Below are 23,541 nucleotides of genomic sequence, written 5' to 3'. Positions count from 1 at the left end.
TCGTTTAACAACGACGCTTGCGACACCTGACAAAACCGTAGCGAGCGGAAGGGAGAGGTGGCTGAGAAGCGCAACCGTACTCTGGTACGGTGAGCATCGCAGGCCGCCTATACCGACGCGCAGTAGGTTTGGTCAGGTGTTCTCATGCCACCTTGTTCGCCACCAATTCCAATTGATGGCGCATCTCCACCGACTGCACCAGCAACGCCCGGATATCGTTGATCAGGTTGAATTCCGTCTGATTCAATTGGATCGGCGGGAAGCTGTCGTCCCAGTCGCCATATAAAAATCCCGTGGGGTGGCCGTTGGCCGACAGCGGCAGCACGACGAAGCTGCGCGCTTCCGACAGGGTCGTCTTCCACCATTGCGGCAGCTTGGCGGCGAATTTCGGGTCGCGCGCGTTGTCGATGAAGATCACGCGGTCGCTATTGAGGGCCGCATGGAAGACGTTCGGCTCATACGCGTCGCCAAACACCATCAAATCCTGCAGGTCCGCCATGCCTTCGCCCAAGCTGATGCGCGCCGAATACAAATGGTCCCTGTGGTTGCGCACGAACGCCACCGAGCGCGAAAAATCGAAGCCCTGGTGCAGCGTTTCGAGTGCCATCGAGACCATCTGTCCCGGGCTGGCGCTGCCGATGGCGCCGCGCAGGTCGGCCAGGCCGCCGATCAACACGCGATTGCCTTCGGCGCGCATGCGCGTCGAGGCCAGCTGGCGCGCGCGCCGTTCGGCCGGTTTCGACAGCGGTGCGATCGACAGGTCGGCCGCCGCCATCGCCTTGGCCTTGTCCACCGCCACCACCAGGTCGGTCGCGGTGATGCCCAGGGTGCCCGCATAATCGTCGATCAGCGCATGCACCTGCGCCGCGCCGGCCGCATCGTCATGCCACAGCGAGTCGGCGCAGCGCGCCGCCATCGTCGACAGGCCCGCCATCCAGTCGGCGCCGCTGACGGGGGAGTTGTCCGGCGACGGGTCCATCGGACGCATGCCGTTGATCAGGTGCTGCGGCAAGCCCCAGTGGGCGGCCGTGGCATAGCCCACTTCGGGCAGCGACAGGCCGAGGATTTCGCGCGCGGCGGCAGCTTCGTTGCCGGGACCCGCATGCGCCTGCATGCGCGCCCAGAAATCCGTCATGTAGAACGTCACCATCATGCGGCCCAGGGTGTGCAGCATGGAGCAGACGACGGCTTGCTCCGCCTGCAGGCTGCCGGCGCTGGTGGCCACCTGCTGCGCCACCATCCCGGCCAGCACGGCTTTTTCCATTTCCACGTGGGCGCTGACGGAATCGGGCGACGCCTGCGACAGCTCCTCGATCAGCTTCAGGCCCAGCGCCAGGTGGCCGATGGCGTCGATGCCGAGCACCAGCACGGCCTTCGAGACCGTGTTGACGCGCTGGCCGAAGGCCGAATACATGCCGCTGTTGGCCAGCCTGAGCACCTTGTGCGTGAGGACAGGGTCGGACAGCACCGTTTGCGTGATGTCGAATTCGTGGTCATCCTCGCCGCGCATGGCGCCCAGGATGGCGCTGATGGCTTTCGCGAAGCCGGGCATGTCGCCTTGCTGTCGCGTGCGCGCCCACAGCAGGTCCAGGGTGTTTTTGCCGAGCTGTGTCGGTACCGTGAAATGACCTGGATTCATTGCACCCCTCCGCGCGGTTCATTGGCAGACGGCGCAGGCACCAGCGCCGCATAGGTTTTGTCGCTCAAGGCCGATAGCGCGGCATGGGCCGGCATCGGCTTGCCCGTCAGGTAGCCTTGCACGTACTGGCAGCCGCGCGACTCGATGAAGTGCATCTGCTCCTCGGTTTCCACGCCCTCGGCCACGACGGACAAATTCAAATGCTTGGCCAGGTCGAGAATGGTGTTGCAGATGGCCGCATCCTTGCTCGATTCGGGCAAGTCCTTGATGAAGGTGCGGTCGATCTTCAGCACGGAAATGGGGAAGCGCTTCAGATACGCGAGCGAGGAGTAGCCGGTGCCGAAATCGTCGATGGCGATGCGCGCGCGGCGCTCCGTCATCTTGACGAGGATGGTTTCCGCATGCACGGGGTCGATCATCAGCGTGCCTTCCGTGATTTCCAGCACCAGGTGTTCGCCGGAGAGTCCCGAAAACGCGATGGCTTCATCGAGCACGTCGAGGAATTTATCGTTGCGGAACTGGCGCGGGCTGATGTTGACGGAGATGTACAACGGCCGTTTGGCCACTTCCTGGAACTGCTTGAGCTGCACGCAGGCCGCCTTCAACGCCCAGGCGCCGAGCAGGTTGATCAGGCCATTGGCTTCCGCAATCGGGATGAAGCGCACGGGCGGCACCAGGCCCAGTGTCGGATGCTTCCAGCGCATCAGGGTTTCGAAGCCCTGGATCTGCCGCGTGTGCGCGTCGACGATGGGCTGGTAAAACAGCAGGAATTCGCCTTCGCGCACGGCGTGGAACATGGCCGCTTCCAGCGAAATATCGTGTTCCGACGGGCCGTTCAGGCGCGGGCTGTAGACCAGGCAGCGGGCCTTGCCCGTTTCCTTGGCGCGCGACATGGCCGCATCGGCCAGCGCCACCAGGCGCACTTCATCCTCCGCGTGCAGCGGATAGATCGATACGCCGACGGAGGCGCCCACGTAGATCGTGTGGCCATCGACTTCGAACGGCGCCTGCAGGGTGGCCAGCAGGCGGCCCGTCACGAGCTTGATCTGGGCGTCGGTGGCGCTGCCAGGCAGCACGGCGACGAATTCGTCCCCGCCCACGCGCGCCAGGGTGTCGCTGTCGCGCAGGGTCTTGCGCAGGCGCGCGGCGGCCAGGCGCAGTACGGCGTCGCCGACGGGGTGGCCCAGGCCATCGTTGACCTTTTTAAAACCATCGAGGCCGATGGTGGCGACGGAAAAGCCCTGGCCCGAACGGGCGGCCTGGGCGATCACCATGCGGATGCGGTCCGACAGCAGCAGGCGGTTCGGCAGACCCGTGAGCGCATCGTGCGTGGCCATGTGGCGCAGCCGTTCTTCCGTGTTGTGCTGGGCCGACGTGTCGCGCCCGACCACCAGCAATTCGGCCACGCCGGCCGCGTTCATATAAGACGACAGGCGCAGCTCGAACCAGATTTCCTGGTCCGGCGCTTGCAGGCGCACTTCCAGGCGGCCCGGCTCTTCCAGCGCGTCTTCCAGCGCCGCCTGCAGCGCCGCGCGCGACGCTTCGGTGGCCAGCGGCAGCAGCAAATGGCCGGACAGGCCCGAGGGCGCGCCGAACAGGGTGGCCGCGCGCTTGCTGGCGAACAGGATCAGGCCGTCCGTATCGAGCCGGAACACGACGTCGCCTGCCTCTTCCATGAGGTTGTCCAACTCGTGGCGGGCCTCGCGGTGGGCGGCGGATGGGGTACTGGAAAACATCGTGCTGGCTTTTACCTTTTTATTATCAGTGCCGGCGCTCGCTGCAGGGCAGGGCGCCAACGGAAACAGTGCATCGTGCGTGACGCGCGCCATAGGGGCCGGAAGGGCGGCTATCGGAACGCGATCCACACGAAATGTATCATTGAAAAGCATTCGATTACATGAAATAAAGCAACATTGCTTCAGGTTTTGTAAATATTCCTGCCTTCCATGAAAAAAATCATGCCGCGCGACACACATGGGTATTTTCATTCCACGTGGAAACATTTATCTGCGCTTGCTTCCCCTGGCGCGCTTGCCCCGCCTTGCGCTTTGCGCTAGTCTGGCTGGCAGACGGTGTTGACGGCGCGCCCGCGGCAGGCAAGGGCGCCATGATAACAAATCGCGGGAGACCCCCATGAATGCTTTTGATACGCATGAAGTTTTCAACCAGGCCACGCCGTTTGAAAACGTCAACCTGTTCGTCTGCGACCCGGCGCTGATCGAAGCGCTGCTGCGTGAAGGCGGCGGCGCGGCGCTGCAGGAGCTCGACGCGCTGGGTGACAAGCTGGGCCTGGCCGAGACGTACGCGCTGGCGCGTCTGGCCAATATCCACACGCCCGAACTGCAGCAGTTCGACCGGGCCGGCCGGCGCATCGACGAAGTGCTGTTCCATCCGGCCTGGCATGAACTGATGGCCATCCTCGTGGGCGCCGGCGCGCACGCGTCGCCCTGGGCCTCGCCCGGCCCCGGCGCCCAGGTGGCGCGCGCGGCCGCCTATCTATTAGTAGGGCAGGTGGAAAACGGCACGCAGTGTCCCGTGACGATGACGTATGCCTCGGTGCCGGCCCTGCGCCAGGCGCTGGATCTGCCGCAGATCGCGCAGCGCTGGCTGCCGAAAATCCTGTCGCGCGAATACGATCCCCGCTCCTTGCCCGTGGAACAAAAACGGGGCGCCCTGGTCGGCATGGGCATGACGGAAAAACAGGGCGGCTCGGACGTGCGCAGCAATACCACGCGCGCCGTGCCCGTGCCGCCGGACGAGGCGCAAGCGCTGTTCGGTGCAGAGGCAGGCGGCGCCTGGCGCATCGTCGGCCACAAATGGTTTTTTTCGGCGCCCCAGTGCGACGCGCATCTGATCCTGGCGCAGGCGGACGAGGGCGGACTGTCGTGTTTCTTTTTGCCCCGCTACCTGCCCGACGGCAGCCGCAACGCCATCCGCGTGCAGCGCCTGAAAGATAAACTGGGCAACCGCTCGAACGCCTCGTCGGAGGTGGAGTTCACCAATGCCTACGGCTGGCTCGTGGGGCAGCCGGGGCGCGGCATTCCCACCATCCTGGAGATGGCCAGCCATACGCGCCTCGATTGCGTGCTGGGCAGCACCGGCATCATGCGCGCCGCCTTGACGCAGGCGCTGCACCATGCGCGCCAACGGGCCGTGTTCGGCAAGCCGCTGGCCGAGCAGCCGCTGATGCAAAACGTGCTGGCCGACCTCGCGCTCGAGTCGGAAGCGGCCACGGCGTTTGCGTTGCGCCTGGCCCGCTGTTTCGATGAAAAGGACGATGCAGGGCAGGCGATGCTGGCGCGCGTGCTCACGCCGGCCGGCAAGTACTGGATCTGCAAACGGGGGCCCGGCTTCGGCGCGGAAGCCATGGAAGTGCTGGGCGGCACGGGCTACGTGGAAGAGGCGCCGCTGGCGCGCCTGTACCGCGAATTGCCCGTCAACTCGATCTGGGAAGGCTCGGGCAACGTCATGTGCCTCGACGTCTTGCGCGCCTTCGGCAAGTCGCCGGCCGCGCGCGACGCCCTGGCGGCCGAGCTGGCGCTGGCCGGCGATGATGACGCTTCCTTTGTGGCCTGCCGCGCGCGCCTGCTGGCCGACCTGGATGGAGCGCAAACGGATGAATTTGGCGCGCGGCAATTGTCCGAGCGCATCGTGCTGGCCGTGCAGGCGGCCTTGCTGCTGCGCCATGCGCCACCGTTCGTCGCGCAAGCTTTCCTGCAGTCGAGGCTGGTGCAGGCGCCGGGCGGGGCGTATGGCCGCTTGCCGGCGGGCACCGATTGCGCGGCCATCCTGGCGCGCGCGCTGCGCGAGTATTGATTTCAATAAATCCGAAAATTCCGGCCACAGGCGGGCTGCGGACTGGGATAATGCTGCAATCCATGATTTTATCGACACACAGCGCGCTTGCGGTGCATGCTTGCCGCCGCGCCAGAGAGTAGAGAAAGAAAAACAATATGAAACAAGACCCACGCTTCCCGAATTTGTTCATTACCGATCACCCGTTGATCCAGCACAAACTGAGCCACATGCGCGAGCACGACACGTCGACGCGCACCTTTCGCGAATTGCTCAAGGAAATCACTTTGCTGATGGGCTATGAAATCACGCGCGATCTGCCGCTGACCACGCGCGAAATCAAGACCCCGCTGGTGACCATCGATGCGCCCGTCATCGCCGGCAAGAAACTGGCCATCGTGCCCATCCTGCGCGCAGGCATCGGCATGAGCGATGGCTTGCTGAACCTGGTGCCGTCGGCGCGCGTGGGCCATATCGGCGTGTACCGCGACCCGGCCACGCACATGCCCGTGGAATACCTGGTGCGCCTGCCGGACCTGAACGAGCGTACTTTCATCCTGTGCGACCCGATGGTGGCGACCGGCAATTCGGCCGTGTATGCCGTTGATGTGCTGAAAAAACGGGGCGTGACGGACGAGCAGATCATCTTCCTGGCCCTGGTGGCCGCACCGGAAGGCGTGACCGTGTTCCAGAACGCGCACCCGAACGTCAAGATGTTCTGCGCCGCGCTCGACTCGCACCTGGATGACCACGCCTACATCGTGCCGGGCCTGGGCGACGCCGGCGACCGTATCTTCGGCACCAAGTAAGTCATTCAGGCGAGTATTGCGATGGCAACCTTGATCGATCCGGATTTCCGCACGCGTTTGCGTGCGTTGAACGAAAAGTATGCGGCCAGCGTGCCGGCCCTGATGCAGGCGATTGCGCAGGCAAGCGGCCGCTGCGACAGCGAAGGCGCCCGTCTGGAACCGTTGACGGAGCTGCACCGCGCGCTGCACGCGGTGGCCGGCTCGGCCGCCACCTTCGGCTTTGCCGCGCTGGGCCAGGAATGCCGGCGCATCGAACAGCTGGTGCGCGCCATGCTCAATACCCCAGCGCAAGCGGTGGCGGAATGGCCCGCCTTGCGGGCGCAAGTGACGGCGCTACTGGACTGGGCCGGACGTGATGCGGCCACCACCCATTTCACCGCGTGAGAGACAGCACTACAGAGATGTGGTTGCAATGATTCATTTGATGCAACGCAAAGCACCCGCGTCGAAGATTAGGATATAGTGTCTCCATGCCGCTGGTAAAGGGCGCCGCAAGACGGGGATTTGGCTATTAAAGTAGTGTTCGCAAGTTTATTTTGCGAAAGAATGGTTTTTCTCAGTTTTGTTGGTATAATTGGGCATCGTTGGATTCGAGGTAGTAGTGCAGTTTGTCTGTCATTTCTTTCTTGCTTCAAACGATATAACGGGCGCAAGCCCAACTTAACTGAAATAGGAAATTGTAATGGCAACTGGCATCGTAAAATGGTTCAATGATTCGAAGGGTTTCGGCTTTATTACCCCTGACGAAGGCGGCGAAGATCTGTTCGCTCACTTCTCGGCTATCCAGTCGAACGGCTTCAAGTCCCTGCAAGAGAACCAACGCGTTTCTTTTGAAGTGACCGCTGGCCCTAAAGGCAAGCAAGCTTCGAACATTCAGCCAATCTAATACGCTGGATCAAACGAAATAAAGAAATCCTCGGTCTCCGAGGATTTTTTTTCGCCTGAATTTCCGTGAGGTATGGGTTTTGCGCGGGCTGCGCGCTCTTTTGGCGTGCTTGCGTCGCCGTGTAGGTCGGCTTAGCGCTTGCGCGTAAGCCGACAATGGCGGTGCTGGGGAGGTGCATGGGCTGGCGGTGTCGGCTTACGCTGCGCTAAGCCGACCTACGTCGACCTACGCTGACCCATGCCGGCCTGCGTCTGGTACGTCGCGGTGCGCAATCAAGCCATTGCGAACCCCAGTGATTTTTGGCCGGCATGCCTCGCCGGGCAGGCGGGTAGCTGGTAGGTCGGGTAGCTGGTAGGTCGGCTTAGCGCTTGCGCGTAAGCCGACAATGGCGGTGCATGGGCTGGCGGTGTCGGCTTACGCTGCGCTAAGCCGCCCTACGCCGCCCTTGGCCGACCTACGCACGATCAGGGGGCTGAAGTTGTTCCCTCATGCGTCACGACGGGGGGCAAAACCGTCGCGCAGCAGCTTGGGTCCGGCATCCTCAGATGGCGCGCTCGCGCCAGTAGTCGGGTTGGGAATATGCATGCCGCAAAAAATCCACAAATGCCCGTATGCGCAGCGGCAAGTGGCGGCGCTGGGCGAAGACGGCATAAATGTCATTGCCCGGCGCGGCGAACTGGTCCAGCACCGTCACCAGCTGGCCCGATTCGATCTCCGCGCCCACTTCCCACATCGAGCGCCACGCCAGGCCCTTGCCTGCCAGGGCCCAGTCGTGCAGCACTTCGCCATCGTTGCACACCATATTACCCGCCACCTTTAAAATCACATTCTTGCCGTTTTCGCGGAAGGTCCAGCCCCGCTGACTGCCTTCGCTGCTGATCGCCAGGCAATTGTGCTTGGCCAGGTCGGCCGGGATGCGCGGCGTGCCCGCCCGTTTCAAATAGGCGGGCGAGCCGACGAGCACGCGCTGGTTGTCCGCCAGCTTGGTGCTCACCAGCGAGGAATCGGACAGGCTGGCGATACGGATGGCCACGTCGATGCCTTCGCCGATCAGGTCGACGAGGCGGTCGTTCAGGTTCAGCGACACCGTCACGTCGCGGTGCTCGGCCACGAAAGAGGGGATCAAGGGCGCCACGTGCTGGCGTCCGAAGCCGGCCGGCGCGGAAATGAGCAGATGGCCGCTGGCTTTGACGCTGCGCTCGGCCACGGCCGCTTCCGCCTCTTCCAGTTCCCCCAGAATGCGCTGGCAATCTTCCAGGAAAGCGGCGCCTTCATTCGTGAGCGCCAGCTTGCGCGTCGTACGCTGCAGCAATTTGACGCCCAGGCGCTGCTCCAGTGCATCGAGACGGCGGCCTATCATGGCCGGCGCGATGCCTTCCGCGCGCGCGGCGGCCGACAGGCTGCCCTTGGCCACCACTTCCACGAAGGTCGATATTTGTCTGAACTGGCCCATGTGTTGCTCCCGCTATGTCATCACTTGTGATAAAAACGCATAGATGAAGTGATTATTAATCTCGTTTCCATGCCTTATAGTGCAATACTATAGAACAAACGCGCCGCCTGGCAGAGTGTTTTTGCGCCTCTGTCCAGCTTGCCTGCGCAGTTGTTGCGCTTATACTTGGATCACCAGATTTCCTTTGCTTATATTGACTAAAAACCGGAGAACTTCATGACGCAGAACACGATCGCACTTCCCGATGGCATGCAAATCACGGGTGACATCGCCCCCGGCTACGAACAGATTTTGACGCCGGCCGCGCTGGCGCTGGTGGCCAAGCTGACGCGTGCATTCGAGCCGCGCCGCCAGGAGTTGCTGGCCGTGCGCGTGGAACGGGCCAAGCGCCTCGACGCGGGCGAGCGTCCTGATTTTCTGCCAGAAACCGCGCACATCCGCGACGGCGACTGGAAGATCGCGCCGATTCCGAAGGCGCTGGAATGCCGCCGCGTGGAAATCACCGGTCCCGTCGAGCGCAAGATGGTCATCAACGCCTTCAATTCCGGCGCGGACAGTTACATGACGGACTTCGAGGATTCGAACACGCCGAACTGGGATAACCAGATCACGGGCCAGATCAATATGTATGACGCCGTGCGCAAGACCATTTCGCTCGAGCAAAATGGCAAGTCGTACAAGCTGAACGACAAGATCGCGACCTTGGTCGTGCGTCCGCGCGGCTGGCACCTCGATGAAAAGCACGTGCTGGTCGACGGCAAGCGCATTTCCGGCGGCATTTTTGATTTCGCCCTGTTCATGTTCCATAACGCCAAGGAGCAGCTGGCGCGCGGCGCCGGCCCGTATTTCTACCTGCCGAAGATGGAATCGCACCTGGAAGCGCGCCTGTGGAACGACATCTTCGTCATGACGCAAAACGAACTGGGCTTGCCACAAGGCACGATCAAGGCGACGGTGCTGATCGAAACCATCCTGGCCGCGTTCGAAATGGATGAAATCCTGTACGAACTGAAGGAGCACAGCTCGGGCCTGAACGCGGGCCGCTGGGATTACATCTTCTCGTGCATCAAGAAATTCAAGCTGGACAAGGATTTCTGCCTGGCCGACCGCGCGAAAGTCACGATGACGGCGCCGTTCATGCGCGCCTACGCCTTGCTGCTGCTGAAAACCTGCCACAAACGCGGTGCACCGGCCATCGGCGGCATGGCGGCCTTGATCCCGATCAAGAATGATCCGGAAAAGAACGACATCGCCATGGGCGGCGTGCGCAACGACAAGGCGCGTGATGCCACCGACGGCTATGACGGCGGCTGGGTTGCCCATCCGGGTCTGGTGGAACTGGCCATGGGCGAGTTCACCAAAGTATTGGGCGATAAGCCGAACCAGATCGAGAAGCAGCGTCCCGACATCGACGTCAAGGCATCGGACTTGCTGAACTTCCAGCCGGAAGCGCCGATTACGGAAGCCGGTTTGCGTTACAACATCAACGTGGGCATCCACTACCTGGGCAGCTGGCTGGCCGGCAACGGTTGTGTGCCCATCCACAACCTGATGGAAGACGCGGCCACGGCCGAGATCAGCCGCTCGCAAGTGTGGCAGTGGATTCGTTCCAGCAAGGGCGTGCTGGAAGACGGCCGCAAGGTGACGGCAGACATGGTGCGCGCCATGATTCCGGAAGAGCTGGCCAAGGTGCAGCGCGATGCGCCGGGCGGCAATGGTCCGACCTATGTGCGCGCCGGCCAGATTTTCGAGGAAATGTCGACGTCGGAATCGTTCGCCGAATTCCTGACCTTGCCGCTGTACGAGGAAATCTGATCCTGATCAAATAACAGCATAAAAAAATCCCGGCGATGCCATCAGCATCTGCCGGGATTTTTTATGGCGAAAGGGTACGTTTAAAAATTATTTTTCCACATCCGCAAAGCTGCAAACGCTTCGACGGGCGAAGCATCGGTGGTCAGCTTGCCTTCCACCTTCAGGCTGCTCAGGATGGCCGGTTCGCGGTAGCGCAGGAAGGGGTTCGTGGCCTTCTCAAGGGCAATGGTTGACGGCACGGTCGATAAACCCTGCTGGCGCTTTTCCGTGTCGATGGCGATGCGTTCCTGCAAGGCCACATTACCCGGCTCGACGGCGTTAGCGAAGCGCAAATTGGACAAGGTGTACTCATGCGCGCAAAATACCTCGGTATCGTCGGGCAGGGCGGCCAGCTTGCCCAGCGAGTCGGCCATCTGGCCCGGCGTGCCTTCGAACAGGCGGCCGCATCCGCCCGCAAACAGGGTGTCGCCGGAAAACAGCCACGGTGCGCCGCTGCGCTCGTCGCGCTGGCGCACGTAGGCGATATGCCCCTTCGTATGGCCGGGCACGTCGATGACGGTCATTTGCAAGCCCAGTTCGGGCACGTAAGCGACATCGCCTTCGGCAAGCGGTTCCGTGATGGCTGTGATAGCCTCATTGCGAGGTCCGAAGACGGGGACGGCGAAATGCTGCAACAATTCAGGCACGCCACCCGTGTGGTCGGCGTGGTGATGCGTGAGTAAAATGGCGGACAAGGTCAACTGATCGGCTTTGAGCGCATCGAGGATGGCCATTGCATCGCCGGGGTCGACCACGGCGGCGTGGCGGCCGTCATGGATCAGCCACAGGTAATTGTCGGCAAAAGCGGGCACGGCAAGTACCGATAAAGCGTGTTCAGGGGAGTGTGTCATGAGCAAAAGAGAAAACTGAATGGACAGTGTGGCATCCGAAAAATCCATTATAGCGCTTGACGGCTGGCTGCAGACGCCGGCCGGTGTGTACGTGCGCGCCTGGGAGCAGCAATGTCTCGACAGTCTGACCGTTGACATCTTCGGTTTTAATGCCGTGCAGATAGGTTTGCCCCAGCTCGACGCACTGGCCGCCAACCGCATGCCGAATAAATGGCTGCTCGATTCGCGCCTGCCATCGCGTCCGCCGCAAGAGAGTCGTTTGACCCTCGTGTCGGCCTTTGACGAGTTGCCGTTCGACTCGCAAAGCCTGGACCTCGTGGTCTTGCCGCACGTGCTTGAATTTGCCGCCGAGCCGCACCAGGTCTTGCGCGAAGTCGAGCGCGTGCTGATCCCCGAGGGGCGCGTGATCGTCTGCGGCTTCAATCCGGCCAGCCTGTGGGGCGTGCGCCAGGGGCTGGGGCGGGTCACGGGACGCCATTACCTGCCGCAGGCGGGCGAGCTGATCTCTATGCCGCGCATGAAAGACTGGTTAAAATTGCTGAACATGGGCGTCAGCCAAAGCTACTTCGGCTGCTACGCACCTGCCTGCAGGACAGAAAAATGGCTGCGCCGCAACGCTTTCATGGACAAGGCGGGCGCGCGCTGGTGGCCATATCTGGGTGCAGTGTATATAGTGCAGGCGATCAAGCGCGTCAAAGGGATGCGTTTGATCGGTCCGGCGTGGACCAAGAAACCGGCGACGGCGCCCGCAGGCGCACCGGTCACGAATAAAAGGCGGGAACAGCAAGATGGATAAGGTAGAGATTTACGCCGATGGCGCATGCAAGGGCAATCCCGGCACGGGCGGTTGGGGCGCGCTGATGGTAGCCGATGGCGCCAAGAAAGAAATTTACGGCGGGGAACTCAATACGACGAATAACCGCATGGAATTGAAGGCCGTGATCGAAGCCTTGACGGCGCTCAAACGTCCGTGTCAGGTGGTGCTGTATACCGATAGCCAGTATGTCCAGAAGGGCATCAGCGAATGGATCCACGGCTGGAAGGCGCGCGGCTGGAAAACGGCGGCCAAGGCGCCCGTGAAAAACGTCGACCTGTGGCAGGCGCTCGATACGGCCCAGGCCGTGCATGAAGTGGAATGGCGCTGGGTGCGCGGCCACAATGGCCATCCTGGCAATGAGCGGGCCGATCAGCTGGCCAACCTGGGCGTGGAAACCGTGCGCGCGTAAGAACGCCCAACCCAACCTACTGCGCGGCGCGCTTTGCGGCCTGTGATGCTCGCCGTACTAGAGTGCGGTTGCGCTTCTCGGCCACAAATCACTGCCGCTCGCTACTGTTTTGTTGGGCGTTCGAACATGTCTGGGTGCGATTGCAGCAGTACACAGGTTTGCTATACTGTGCCCTTCGCTTTTTGCTTTTACGAATGAATCCGCCATGCGTCAAATTGTTCTCGATACTGAAACCACCGGCCTGAACCCGCGCACGGGCGACCGCATCCTGGAGATCGGGGCGGTCGAGCTGAACAACCGCATGTTGACGGGGAATAATTTTCACCATTACATCAATCCCGAGCGCGATTCGGAAGAGGGCGCGCTGGCCGTCCACGGATTGACGACGGAATTTCTCAGCGACAAACCGAAATTCGCGGAAATCGCCGACGAATTCCGCGCCTACATCGCCGGCGCCGAACTGATCATCCACAACGCCCCGTTCGATATCGGCTTCCTGAACGCGGAATTCAAGCGCCTGAACCTGCCGCCCGTGCATGAACAAGTGGTTGGCGTGATCGATACCCTGGTGCAGGCGAAGGAAATGCATCCGGGCAAGCGCAACTCGCTCGACGCCCTGTGCGACCGCTACGGCGTCTCGAACGCCCACCGCAAGCTGCACGGCGCGCTGCTCGACTCCGAATTGCTGGCCGACGTCTACCTGGCCATGACGCGCGGGCAAAACAGCCTGAGCATGGAAGAAGAGGTGGAAGTGGCCGCCGACGGCGCCGTGCTGGAAATCGTGCCCCTGGCCGAAGTCATCTTCCAGAGCGCCACGGCCGACGAACTCGCCGCCCACGCAGCCACCATCGCCGGCCTCGACAAGGCCGCCAAAGGCCAGTGCATCTGGACCGCCGTCACGTCGCCGCCAGCGGCCGCCTGAGAAAAAAGCGGCACATGGTAAATTTCCTCTTGCCAGCCCTTGCAGATGCCGCAACACCTATGCGATAATTCGCCTCGCTTCGGGAGGTTAGCTCAGGGGTAGAGCACTGCATTCACACTGCAGGGGTCGCAAGTTCGAAACTTGCACTTCCCACCAAATTTTTTCGTTTGTATTCAATGACTCAGGATTTCATCTTTTGTCTGAATACGAACTTGGGGCAAACTTGGGGCAATGGGATTTTCGTCCATTGTCCAGTCCCAAACGATACGGCCGCTTCCTGCGGCCGTTTTCATATCAAGCAGGCTTACGCCTATCATATCTCTTCCTTGCTCTCAAAGCCTAAGCCACGCATGTCGTCTGCTATCGGCCGGGCGGAAACGGTCGGTCGCGACCTTCAGCAGTCCCTGCAAGCTCATATTTTTATCTGGACGAACAATAAAGTCGGACATCCTAGACGGCACATTTTTCATTGCAGCGCCAGTACCGTCAGAGCCACGCCAGACGGGATATCAATCTGCCCGGCCCAAGGCGCCCCGTTCCACCAAGCGGCGGGCGTCCCCCGTGTTAATCCGTGTCAACTTGCCGGATTGCGCGCCGTGACGATCCATGCCGCGCCGTCGATCATCACCGAGCGCTCGCCGGGGCGGCCCGCGAAGGCGGTACGGACGGCGACTGCCGCGCGGGCACGGATGTCATCGGGCTGAGCGGCGAGTACGCGCGACAGCGGGCCGACCTCGAGCGCCATCTTCACCGCGTCGTCGATCGCAGCGTCCCGCGTTCCGCCCTCGCCGAACGGGACGGAAGCATCGAAGGGCGCGATAGCGATATCGGTGAAACCGGCTGCCGTCAGGATGCGCGTCACCCGATCCCGCTCGCCGAACGAAAACGGGCCGGGCGCTTCGGGATCGGGCGGCGCGGTCAGCGCGACGATGCCCTGTATCGCGCCCATCGGCAGGCGCATCCATTCGTTCTCGGCCGCGCCGCGCCAGCAGACGAAAGCGACCCGCCCGCCCGGCCGCAGCGCGCGTCGCATATGGGCGAACGCCCCTGTTGGATCGCCGAAGAACATCACCCCGAAGCGCGAGAACAGGATGTCGAACGCGCCTTCCGGCAACTCGGCACTGCTGGCGTCGGCTACCAGGAACTGGGCCGGCGTATGTTGTGGCGTAAGCGTGCGTGCGCGGCCGATCAGCGATTCGGATATGTCCACGCCCAGCACTTGCCCCTGCGCGCCGACGCGGGCGGCCAGAGCCAGACTCGACGCGCCTGCGCCGCAGCCGACGTCCAGCACGCGCTCGCCCGTCGCGGGCGCGGCGGCTTCGATCGCGGCTTGGCCGAACACCGCCACCATGGCATCAAGCCGGGCCTGGTTTGCGACCCAGCGCTCTCCGCTTTGATCATTCCAGTCGGCGACCTGATAGGCATTTTGCTCTGTCATGCTATCTCCTTGTTCTGATTTGTTCTTGACTAAACCCCTTTTGTCGAGGCAGGGGGGAATGACACGAGTCGGCCCCACGCCGCGATCCATTCCGCGATCGCCTCGGGGGCCTCGATGTGTAGGAAGTGGTCGACGTCGGGGGACGATCCATTGCGTGCCGTGCGGCGAACCGATGGCGGTCCTCGACCTGCGCGGAGAGGATCTCATGAACGTGAGTGGGTGAGGAATTGCGAGCGCGGCCGTGCGTTCGATCTGCTCCGCCGCCAACCCCGACAGCAGCGCTCCCGGATAGATGACGGGCGGAGGGATGCGTACACCGGCGCTGTCGGGTTCGATGGCCATGCTCATCACAAATCTGTGCCCTCAAACCAGCATCGACTGCTGAGCGGAGATACCCGCCGTTGCGCCCTGCGATATTGCCGTGGTGACCGAGGCCATGGCTGGGTTTGCAAGATCGCCGGCGGCGTAGATGCCGGGTATGCTGGTTTCGCGGCGCTCGTCGACCTTGAGGGCGATGCCCAGTGGCGTATTGACTGTAGCGAGGCCCAGTGATTCATGCAGGCTTGCGGACGGCTTGTTGCGCGGATGCGCGAACAGGATGTCGACCGCGACATTGGTGGCGGTATCGAGCTTGACAGTGGCATTTTCGCCTCCGTGTCGGGTGATTTCCATGATTCGGCCATCGACGACAGGTATGTTGCGGCGCGCCAGATCGGCCCGGATATCGGGTGGAATGTCGTGACCATCGGCGAAGACCGTCAGCGTCTCGGTCCAATCGCCGTACAGCCTGACATAATTGTGCGACTGCGGACCGGACCAGACGAGGCCCCAATGCTGGCCGGCGACTTCAAAACCGTCACAATAGGGGCAAGGCACAATGGACGTGCCCCAGCCTTCGGCGAAGCCCGGGATATCAGGCATTTGATCGACGACGCCATAGCTCAGGATCAGGCGACGTGCCCTTAGGCTTTCGTTATCGTCAGTGACGACGCAGAAATCGTCGATCGTACCGGAGATGCATTCGGCACGGGCAGTGACCAGCCTGATCGTTGGATAGCGCGCCAGCTGCTGCCGCGCCTCGACCAGGATGTCCAGCGGCGGCTTGTGATCGTGGCCGAGCAGACCATGCGAATGGCCGGCAAAGCGGTTGCGCGGCCGGCAACTGTCGAGGACCGTGACCTTGCGGCGGGCACGGCCGAGCTGCAGGGCGGCGGCGAGGCCAGCAAAGCTGCCGCCGATAATGATGACGTCATTCATGGTGATGGACTCCGTGTGTGGGTGAGGGCTGGGTAGGGCTTGGCGCGCAATAACCTGTCCATTGGGTTTGCACCTTTTGGATACTATGTGGTATCCTAATTAAAGAATTGGATACTGTCAAGTACTGGAATTTTTATGACTGAAAAAAATCAGGGCCGGCGCGGCCGGCCAACCAACGAGGCGCTTGGCCAAACGATCGCCGACGCGGCGTGCGAGCTTTTTGTGGAATTGGGTTTTCAAGCGACGACAATGGACAAGGTCGCCCAGCGGGCGAAGATATCCAAGCTAAGCATCTATCGGCACTTCGAGAACAAGGAGGCGCTGTTTAGCGCTGCCATCGCGGCCCGCTGCCATCAGTTTGCACCGCAGGCCCTGTTTGAAGGCGTAGACGGTTCGGCCGAGGATCAGCTCATGGCGGTTGGATCATCCCTGCTTCGCACGTTCTTGAACCCGGACGTCCGTCGTATCGAAGCCATGATCATGGCCGACAAGACGAATCAACAGTCGCTAAGCAAGCTCCAATACGAAGCAGGCCCCGCCCATGTCATCGCCCAAATCGAGGCCCTGTTGCGTCAGTTGCACGCGAAGGAGGTTCTGCATGTGCCCGATCCTCGCCGGTCCGCCCGCTTGTTTGCCGCGCTGTTAAAAGGTTCCGATCTGCTGATCATCGCACGCTTCAATGAAGCGATAGCGGAGGACGACAACGAAATCGAATCCTATTGCCGGTCCGCAGTCGCCATGTTCATCGCCGGGCACGGTGGCAACGACCATGCGGGCGGATGCAGCTGATTGCTCCGGGCAGTTCATAGTAGCGGGAGGGGGGCTTGGTGGTGCGAAAACTTGCCAGACAGTGCCAGGCTGAAAACGAAAACAGCCCGCATTTAGGCGGGCTGAGAGGTGCTTTAGTGCTCTTTGGTGTCGGCTTATGCCTGACGCGGGACCATCCCACTCGATTACTTTTTGACTGACGGGTACATTAAACCACTGCACTGACTCGTTTGCCTCATCCGAAGTCGGGTAACTTATCTGAATGGCTGTTGACGAAGATGAGGCGAGCGAATTCGTTCGACAAATAGACCTAGATCGCGTGCGATCGCAATCGACCGCTCGCATTTCGAGGGTACTCCGATGTACATGTAGTAGTCGTAGCCAAAGTGGACATACGCCTTGCCTGGCACGACGAGTTTTCCCCAGGCCTCTTCGCGAAGGACGAAACGCGCGAAATCGAGGCTTTGAGCAATAGATAGGTTCCCCCGGTGCAGAAAACCATCTGCGGGGGCGTCGCGACATTCCAATGCCGTCAACGCCAATGACTCGATACCTGCCTCATCCAGGAAACTTTTCATAGCGGACAGGTAGCTATTTTCAACATTCAGATACACCGCCTCAGACAGCATCCCACCGTCAAATACCCGTCCGATATCAGATCGCGAAGTCCAATCGCAGCCTGTGTATCCGCCTGTCGCATCTCTCAGCGAGGGGTCATATTTTGTTACACGGTATTGATTCTTCATGGTCGCGATTCAGGCAGAAGGGAACTGAGCAAATCCATCACTGACAAAGGCTGCTTTTGGCTGCGGGTTCAATCGATCAACGCAACACTTTAACTTAAATGCATCATTGCAGAGCTGAATAGATAGGCCAGACCCGATCTCGTCGTTGGAGCGGGCAGCTACGAGATCGCACACCAGGTGCCTGGCAGGACGCCCATGCCAAACACGATCCATCGGTTTTTCATCTTTCAAGAACTATGTCTCAGGAGCGTCTAAGCTACTGGCGCCGATTCATCACTGGAAATTGAGCGAAGAAAAACGTGCTTTTGTTTCCTTCAATGCATTGGATGGCATGCGACAATTTCCATTAGCTCCGCTGCAGCCTTAGAGGCTTGCTCGATCGTCAGTGAGTATTCTTTTCTAAAACTGCGAACCAATTGCATCCTTTCTCCGGCTTTGGCAAAAGAAATCAATTCTGAAGAACCCACAAAAATACCGCCGAGCACTATCGGTTCACCCTTGCGCGAAATCGGAAGGGCTGGAACAATTTCAATCATAGACTGTGCAACACCAGCCTGTATGAGAGCATTTGAAAACTCGCTGCGGACTATCCAACGTACTTCCCCACGTCTTTTCAGCAGATGCTCAACAGGCAGTAGCTGCGTTAGCGCTCCGCAAAATCGCTCCATACCGGACGCATCAACTATCAAGTCACCGTCATCGGCAAGCATCCGCAAATGGCTTTCGACCTCGCACGCGTCATTTGCATGCACCCACGGTGCAAGCCGAAGATGCGTCGGCTTATAGTTGATGATGCTGACGGGCGGCTGCAGGTCTAAATAGCTCCGCACAATCTCGAGCAGTTCGCCAGCAGGCCCGCTGCAACGGTCAAAGGGCAAACATTCAAACACAGCAGCCAGCATCGTGTGTGCAGCGCACCCTTCTTTCGGACTCCACAACGAAAACAACTGAGGCTTCGAACTCGAGGAACCGAAAACTCCGTTAATGCTAATTCCATCCAAGCCAAGCTGATTCCACTGTTCATCCCACTCCATTAACATGGCGGAAGAACGTCTATGGAGTGTCGCCATTTGTTCACTTTCGACTGGCAAACTATGTGTAATGCGCGGAAGAAGGCCTGTCTGAAGGGCTTCAAATGTGGCCAGTCCCGTGGCCTCACCTTCAATCCGAATTGAACATTGGCGATGGAAGGAGGGAGAGATATTGAGGACGAGATCGAAAATGGACATATCTTTTTAATATTTTTAATGAAAGTTCAGTCTTGCCCGCTGATGCTTCAGTACTTGTCAATAGTTCACTGACGAGATTAGACAATGGAAAAATTTGATTTTGCTTGCTCATTTTAGCCGTTCTGATTATTCAGCGGCATCGTCATCGGGACGGTCGTTTCCGTACCGCTGGGCAGTTACTTAGGGGGCATATATGGCTGGCGCAGTGCATTTATAGCAGCCGCGGCTGTCGGAGGGCTAACACTTTTGTTTCAATTGTTCACGCTGCCCCGTATGGCGCCGCGCACGATGACGCGCACCACATCGGTACTGCGATTGCTCCGTCGCCCGGGGATCGGGATCGGGATGTTGGGCTGCGTACTGGCCCATACCGGGCAATATGCATTGTTCACCTATATTCGCCCCGCTCTTGAAAGCGTTGTCCATATAGATGTAAACGGTTTGTCTCTGATGCTCCTGGGTTTTGGTGTCGCCAACTTCGTTGGCACGCTGCTGGCCGGCTGGCTAATGGAGCGTAGCCTGCGTGCCACTTTAGTGCTCATGCCTGCGCTGGCGGGCTTGGCGGCACTCGGCAAGATCCTGCTGCCAGTCCAAGGAACAGGCCTGATGTTTTTGGTCGCTCTGTGGGGCCTGGCGCTTTGGTCATGGCGCAAGCTCGTCGCCGCCTTCGCGCAGCATCTTGCAGCAGCCTCCAGCGAAACTTGATTCCCGTCTCGTACCAGATGAAATACACCCAGAGATCCTTGTCCGGCAGCGCGTTGGGCGCTCTTTGCCTGTTTGATACCAGCACTTCGTCAATGACGTCTTGCGGCACGCGTGACTGGACGGCGACGCGGGCACGTTTGTGCGGCAAAGTCCGGGTCAGCAAGTCCACACGGTCGTTCCATGCCTGTAGGGCGCTTGGCTCTGTTGGTGGAGGCGGTGCTGGATAGGGCCATTCGGTCCATTCGAACTCCACCCATTGCGGCAGTGCACGGCCATCGGGAGCGGCGCCCATGGTCTTGCCGCCTGTCATCGGATTCTTGTCGGGACCAAGGGACCCGGGGGTCGGAAAAAATACACCGTTCGCCGTTCTCGCACGTATGACGTAGACTTTTTTGCCTTTGATGCCGTTGCTGAAGGTCACGATCATGCCGGGTCCTTGCTGCGAGTGTGGTGCGGCACAGGCTGTGCAGAGGGCGATGGCCGCCAGGAAGCAAACTGCCTGGAACAGATGTTTTTTCATGATGGTGCCTTGCAGGAAGTGTTGATGGTAGGGGCGGTGGCCACGGCGGCCACGGCGGGCGCGCCGGCCGGTGCTGGTTGCCTGGGGCTTTGGTCATGGCGCAAGCACGTCGCCGCCTTCGCGCAGCAAGCCACAGCAGCTGCTTTTCAGCTTCCAGCGGAGTTTGATGCCCGTCTCGTACCAGATGAAATACACCCACAGCATCTTGTCCGGCAGCGCCCGCGGCGCTCTTTGCCTGTTCGATGCCAGTACTTCGTCGATGACGTCTTGCGGCACGCGTGACTGGACGGCGACGCGGGCACGTTTGTGCGGCAAAGTCCGGGTCAGCAAGTCCACACGGTCGTTCCATGCCTGTAGGGCGCTTGGCTCTGTTGGTGGAGGCGGTGCTGGATAGGGCCATTCGGTCCATTCGAACTCCACCCATTGCGGCAGTGCGCGGCCATCGGGAGCGGCGCCCATGGTTTTGCCGCCTGTCATCGGATTCTTGTCGGGACCAAGGGAGCCGGGGGTCGGAAAAAACGTGCTGTTCGCCGTTCTCGCACGTATAACGTAGACTTTTTTGCCTTGGATGCCGTTGCTGAAGGTTACGATCATGCCGGGGCCTTGCTGCGAGTGTGGTGCGGCACAGGCAGTGCAGAGGGCGATGGCCGCCAGGAAGCAGATCGTCTGAAGCAGATATTTTTGCATGATGGCGCCTTGCAGGAAGTGTTGAAGGTGGGGGGGACGGCCACGGCGGGCGCGCCGGCCGGTGCTGGTTGCCTGGGGTTTTGATCATGGCGCAAGCTCGTCGCCGCCTTCGCGCAGCATCTTGCAGCAGCCCTGCAGCAGCCTCCAGCGAAACTTGATGCCCGTGTCGTACCAGATGAAATACACCCAGAGATCCTTGTCCGACAGCGCGTTGGGCGCTCTTTGCCTGTTTGATACCAGCACTTCGTCGATGACGTCTTGCGGCACGCGCGACCGGACGGCGACACGGGCCGTCTGGATGGGCAGTGAGCGGGACATGGCGTGCACGCCGTCACTCCATGCCTGCAGTGCTACCGGCTCGGCAGGCATGTCCGGGTAGGGATAGGGCCATACCTTCCATTCGAACTCCACCCATTGCGGCAGCTCGCGGCCGTCCGGCGCGGCGCCCATGGTGGCGCCGCCATCTTTCATGGGGTTCTTGGCGGGACCTAGTGAACCAGGGGTCGGAAAAAATACGCCGTTCGCCGTTCGCGCGCGCAGCACGTCGACCTTCTTGCCTTTGATGCCGTTGCTGAAGGTCACGATCATGCCGGGGCCGTCCTGCGACCGTGTTACAGAGCAGGCTGCACAGAGGGCGATGGCCGCCAGGAAGCAGATCGTCTGAAGCAGATATTTTTGCATGATGGCGCCTTGCAGGAAGTGTTGAAGGTGGGGGGGACGGCCACGGCGGGCGCGCCGGCCGGTGCTGGTTGCCTGGGGTTTTGGTCATGGCGCAAGCTCGTCGCCGCCTTCGCGCAGCAAGCCACAGCAGCTGCTTTTCAGCTTCCAGCGGAGTTTGATGCCCGTCTCGTACCAGATGAAATACACCCACAGCATCTTGTCCGGCAGCGCCCGCGGCGCTCTTTGCCTGTTCGACGCCAGTACTTCGTCGATGACGTCTTGCGGCACGCGTGACTGGACGGCGACGCGGGCACGTTTGTGCGGCAAAGTCCGGGTCAGCAAGTCCACACGGTCGTTCCATGCCTGTAGGGCGCTTGGCTCTGTTGGTGGAGGCGGTGCTGGATAGGGCCATTCGGTCCAGTCGAACTCCACCCATTGCGGCAGTGCGCGGCCATCCGGCGCGGCGCCCATGGTGGCTCCGCCGGTCATGGGATTTTTGTCGGGACCAAGGGAGCCGGGGGTCGGAAAAAATACACCGTTCGCCGTTCTCGCACGTATGACGTAGACCTTCTTGCCTTTGATGCCGTTGCTGAAGGTCACGATCATGCCGGGTCCTTGCTGCGAGCGTGTTACAGAGCAGGCAGTGCAGAGGGCGATGGCCGCCAGGAGGCAAACTGCCTGGAGCAGATGTTTTTTCATGATGGTGCCTTGCAGGAAGTGTTGAAGGTGGGGGTGACGGCCACGGCGGGCGCGCCGGCCGGTGCTGGTTGTCTGGGGCTTTGGTCATGGCGCAAGCTCGTCGCCACCTTCGCGCAGCATCTTGCAACAGCCCTGCAGCAGCCTCCAGCGAAACTTGATGCCCGTGTCGTACCAGATGAAATACACCCAGAGATATTTGTCCGGCAGCGCGTTGGGCGCTCTTTGCCTGTTTGACGCCAGCACTTCGTCGATGACGTCTTGCGGCACGCGCGATCGGACGGCGACGCGGGCCGTCTGGATGGGCAGCGAGCGGGACAGGGCATGTACCCCTTCGCTCCAGACTTGCCGCGCTACAAGATCCGCAGGCCTGACAGGGTAGGGATAGGGCCATACCTGCCACTCGAATTCCACCCATTGCGGCAGTTCGCGGCCATCGGGCGCGGCGCCCATGGTGGCTCCGCCGGTCATGGGATTCTTGTCAGGACCTAGTGAACCAGGGGTCGGAAAAAATACGCCGTTCGCCGTTCGCGCACGCAGCACGTCGACCTCTTTTCCTTTGATGCCGTTGCTGAAGGTCACGATCATGCCGGGGCCGTCCTGCGACCGTGTTACAGAGCAGGCTGCACAGAGGGCGATGGCCGCCAGGAAGCAAACTGCCTGGAGCAGATGTTTTTTCATGATGGTGCCTTGCAGGATGCGTTGAAGGTAGGGCCGGCGGCCACGGCGGGCGCGCCGGCCGGTGCTGGTTGCCTGGGGTTTTGGTCATGGCGCAAGCTCGTCGTCGCCTTCGCGCAGCATCTTGCAACAGCCTTGCAGCAGCCTCCAGCGAAACTTGATTCCCGTCTCGTACCAGATGAAATACACCCAGAGATCTTTGTCCGGCAGCGCGTTGGGCGCTCTTTGCCTGTTTGACGCCAGCACTTCGTCGATGACGTCTTGCGGCACGCGCGATCGGACGGCGACGCGGGCCGTCTGGATGGGCAGCGAGCGGGACAGGGCATGTACCCCTTCGCTCCAGACTTGCCGCGCTACAGGATCAGCGGGCCGATCCGGGTAGGGATATGGCCATACCTGCCATTCGAACTCCACCCATTGCAGCAGTTCGCGGCCATCCGGCGCGGCACCCATGGTCTTGCCGCCAGTCATGGGATTCTTGTCGGGTCCCAGGGAGCCAGGGGTCGGAAAAAATACGCCGTTCGCCGTTCGCGCACGCAGCACGTCGACCTCTTTTCCTTTGATGCCGTTGCTGAAGGTCACGATCATGCCGGGGCCTTGCTGCGAGTGTGGTGCGGCACAGGCTGTGCAGAGGGCGATGGTCGCCAGGAAGCAAATTGCCTGGAGCAGATATTTTTGCATGATGGCGCCTTGCAGGAAGCGTTGAAGGTGGGGGGGGACGG

The 23,541-nt window shown here is 60.9% G+C and carries 23 protein-coding genes and 1 tRNA gene; 11 read left to right on the top strand and 13 right to left on the bottom strand.

From position 1 onward, the window contains the following. Nucleotides 1-142: 142 nt before the first annotated feature. A complete protein-coding gene (locus AC3RCG_RS17085) occupies nucleotides 143-1,639 on the bottom strand; it encodes an HDOD domain-containing protein (RefSeq protein ID WP_070224427.1) in 1,497 nt (498 codons plus the stop codon). Next, on the bottom strand, nucleotides 1,636-3,375 hold the full coding sequence (locus AC3RCG_RS17080; RefSeq protein WP_070224478.1) for a putative bifunctional diguanylate cyclase/phosphodiesterase: 1,740 nt from the start codon (nucleotides 3,373-3,375) through the stop codon (nucleotides 1,636-1,638). Before AC3RCG_RS17080 ends, AC3RCG_RS17085 begins: the two co-directional genes overlap by 4 nt. A gap of 397 nt (nucleotides 3,376-3,772) precedes the next feature. Between AC3RCG_RS17080 and AC3RCG_RS17075 the strand changes: the two genes are divergently transcribed. The 4 genes from AC3RCG_RS17075 (at nucleotide 3,773) to AC3RCG_RS17060 (ending at nucleotide 7,129) form a co-directional block, all read left to right on the top strand. Continuing rightward, nucleotides 3,773-5,455 carry an isovaleryl-CoA dehydrogenase gene (locus AC3RCG_RS17075; RefSeq protein ID WP_492402958.1) on the top strand — a complete coding sequence of 561 codons (1,683 nt, stop codon included), beginning with the start codon at nucleotides 3,773-3,775 and terminating at the stop codon, nucleotides 5,453-5,455. Nucleotides 5,456-5,592: 137 nt separating this feature from the next. Continuing rightward, a complete protein-coding gene (gene upp / locus AC3RCG_RS17070) occupies nucleotides 5,593-6,243 on the top strand; it encodes a uracil phosphoribosyltransferase (RefSeq protein ID WP_046682928.1) in 651 nt (216 codons plus the stop codon). Between the two features lie 21 nt (nucleotides 6,244-6,264). Then, the gene (locus AC3RCG_RS17065) at nucleotides 6,265-6,627 is read left to right on the top strand and encodes an Hpt domain-containing protein (RefSeq protein WP_492402961.1); all 363 of its coding nucleotides are present in this window, start codon (nucleotides 6,265-6,267) and stop codon (nucleotides 6,625-6,627) included. Nucleotides 6,628-6,925: 298 nt separating this feature from the next. Further along, complete coding sequence (locus tag AC3RCG_RS17060; protein WP_010398811.1) at nucleotides 6,926-7,129, top strand: cold-shock protein; 204 nt, start codon at nucleotides 6,926-6,928, stop codon at nucleotides 7,127-7,129. Between the two features lie 541 nt (nucleotides 7,130-7,670). Here AC3RCG_RS17060 and AC3RCG_RS17055 read toward each other — a convergent pair. Continuing rightward, nucleotides 7,671-8,582: a LysR family transcriptional regulator gene (locus AC3RCG_RS17055; RefSeq protein WP_070288820.1), complete on the bottom strand. Its 912-nt coding sequence runs from the start codon at nucleotides 8,580-8,582 to the stop codon at nucleotides 7,671-7,673. Nucleotides 8,583-8,798: 216 nt separating this feature from the next. Between AC3RCG_RS17055 and aceB the strand changes: the two genes are divergently transcribed. Further along, nucleotides 8,799-10,397, top strand: a complete 1,599-nt coding sequence (aceB, locus tag AC3RCG_RS17050; RefSeq protein ID WP_070223472.1) for a malate synthase A — start codon at nucleotides 8,799-8,801, stop codon at nucleotides 10,395-10,397. A gap of 80 nt (nucleotides 10,398-10,477) precedes the next feature. Here aceB and gloB read toward each other — a convergent pair whose 3' ends face one another. After that, nucleotides 10,478-11,287, bottom strand: coding sequence for a hydroxyacylglutathione hydrolase (gene gloB / locus AC3RCG_RS17045; RefSeq protein WP_121669759.1), 810 nt, complete (start codon nucleotides 11,285-11,287; stop codon nucleotides 10,478-10,480). Between the two features lie 19 nt (nucleotides 11,288-11,306). On the opposite strand from gloB, the gene AC3RCG_RS17040 reads away from it, so the two are divergent. The 4 genes from AC3RCG_RS17040 (at nucleotide 11,307) to AC3RCG_RS17025 (ending at nucleotide 13,591) form a co-directional block, all read left to right on the top strand. After that, on the top strand, nucleotides 11,307-12,083 hold the full coding sequence (locus AC3RCG_RS17040) for a class I SAM-dependent methyltransferase (protein WP_121669758.1): 777 nt from the start codon (nucleotides 11,307-11,309) through the stop codon (nucleotides 12,081-12,083). Beyond that, nucleotides 12,076-12,513 (top strand): ribonuclease HI, encoded by a 438-nt coding sequence (gene rnhA / locus AC3RCG_RS17035; protein ID WP_034784447.1) that lies wholly within the window; start codon nucleotides 12,076-12,078, stop codon nucleotides 12,511-12,513. Before AC3RCG_RS17040 ends, rnhA begins: the two co-directional genes overlap by 8 nt. Nucleotides 12,514-12,718: 205 nt before the next feature. Beyond that, a complete protein-coding gene (dnaQ, locus tag AC3RCG_RS17030; protein WP_070288822.1) occupies nucleotides 12,719-13,435 on the top strand; it encodes a DNA polymerase III subunit epsilon in 717 nt (238 codons plus the stop codon). A gap of 81 nt (nucleotides 13,436-13,516) precedes the next feature. Next, nucleotides 13,517-13,591: transfer RNA gene (locus tag AC3RCG_RS17025), tRNA-Val, on the top strand. Between the two features lie 418 nt (nucleotides 13,592-14,009). On the opposite strand, the gene AC3RCG_RS17020 is transcribed toward AC3RCG_RS17025, so the two are convergent. Both AC3RCG_RS17020 and AC3RCG_RS17015 read right to left on the bottom strand, forming a co-directional pair. After that, complete coding sequence (locus AC3RCG_RS17020; RefSeq protein ID WP_492402966.1) at nucleotides 14,010-14,873, bottom strand: class I SAM-dependent methyltransferase; 864 nt, start codon at nucleotides 14,871-14,873, stop codon at nucleotides 14,010-14,012. 363 nt (nucleotides 14,874-15,236) lie between these two features. Continuing rightward, nucleotides 15,237-16,130 carry an NAD(P)/FAD-dependent oxidoreductase gene (locus AC3RCG_RS17015; RefSeq protein ID WP_121669685.1) on the bottom strand — a complete coding sequence of 298 codons (894 nt, stop codon included), beginning with the start codon at nucleotides 16,128-16,130 and terminating at the stop codon, nucleotides 15,237-15,239. A 135-nt stretch (nucleotides 16,131-16,265) separates the two neighbouring features. Between AC3RCG_RS17015 and AC3RCG_RS17010 the strand changes: the two genes are divergently transcribed. Continuing rightward, nucleotides 16,266-16,919 carry a TetR/AcrR family transcriptional regulator gene (locus AC3RCG_RS17010; RefSeq protein WP_121669684.1) on the top strand — a complete coding sequence of 218 codons (654 nt, stop codon included), beginning with the start codon at nucleotides 16,266-16,268 and terminating at the stop codon, nucleotides 16,917-16,919. Between the two features lie 233 nt (nucleotides 16,920-17,152). On the opposite strand, the gene AC3RCG_RS17005 is transcribed toward AC3RCG_RS17010, so the two are convergent. Both AC3RCG_RS17005 and AC3RCG_RS17000 read right to left on the bottom strand, forming a co-directional pair. Further along, nucleotides 17,153-17,644 carry a hypothetical protein gene (locus AC3RCG_RS17005; protein ID WP_162995692.1) on the bottom strand — a complete coding sequence of 164 codons (492 nt, stop codon included), beginning with the start codon at nucleotides 17,642-17,644 and terminating at the stop codon, nucleotides 17,153-17,155. A 314-nt stretch (nucleotides 17,645-17,958) separates the two neighbouring features. Continuing rightward, entirely contained in the window at nucleotides 17,959-18,873 is a 915-nt protein-coding gene (locus AC3RCG_RS17000; RefSeq protein WP_139143842.1) for a hypothetical protein, read from the bottom strand. 138 nt (nucleotides 18,874-19,011) lie between these two features. Between AC3RCG_RS17000 and AC3RCG_RS16995 the strand changes: the two genes are divergently transcribed. Further along, nucleotides 19,012-19,578, top strand: coding sequence for an MFS transporter (locus AC3RCG_RS16995; RefSeq protein ID WP_492490450.1), 567 nt, complete (start codon nucleotides 19,012-19,014; stop codon nucleotides 19,576-19,578). A gap of 613 nt (nucleotides 19,579-20,191) precedes the next feature. Here AC3RCG_RS16995 and AC3RCG_RS16990 read toward each other — a convergent pair. From AC3RCG_RS16990 to AC3RCG_RS16970, 5 genes are all read right to left on the bottom strand, one after another. Beyond that, on the bottom strand, nucleotides 20,192-20,785 hold the full coding sequence (locus AC3RCG_RS16990) for a hypothetical protein (RefSeq protein ID WP_492402968.1): 594 nt from the start codon (nucleotides 20,783-20,785) through the stop codon (nucleotides 20,192-20,194). An 84-nt stretch (nucleotides 20,786-20,869) separates the two neighbouring features. After that, a complete protein-coding gene (locus AC3RCG_RS16985) occupies nucleotides 20,870-21,466 on the bottom strand; it encodes a hypothetical protein (protein WP_492402970.1) in 597 nt (198 codons plus the stop codon). An 84-nt stretch (nucleotides 21,467-21,550) separates the two neighbouring features. After that, nucleotides 21,551-22,144 carry a hypothetical protein gene (locus AC3RCG_RS16980; protein WP_139143841.1) on the bottom strand — a complete coding sequence of 198 codons (594 nt, stop codon included), beginning with the start codon at nucleotides 22,142-22,144 and terminating at the stop codon, nucleotides 21,551-21,553. A gap of 84 nt (nucleotides 22,145-22,228) precedes the next feature. Further along, nucleotides 22,229-22,822 (bottom strand): hypothetical protein, encoded by a 594-nt coding sequence (locus AC3RCG_RS16975; RefSeq protein WP_492402972.1) that lies wholly within the window; start codon nucleotides 22,820-22,822, stop codon nucleotides 22,229-22,231. An 84-nt stretch (nucleotides 22,823-22,906) separates the two neighbouring features. Continuing rightward, nucleotides 22,907-23,500, bottom strand: coding sequence for a hypothetical protein (locus AC3RCG_RS16970; protein WP_070218538.1), 594 nt, complete (start codon nucleotides 23,498-23,500; stop codon nucleotides 22,907-22,909). Between the last annotated feature and the right edge of the window lie 41 nt (nucleotides 23,501-23,541).

Source organism: Janthinobacterium sp. GW823-FHT01H08 (assembly GCF_058797855.1).
The sequence above is the reverse complement of the archived record's forward strand: the minus strand, read 5'-3'. Positions and strand labels throughout refer to the sequence as shown.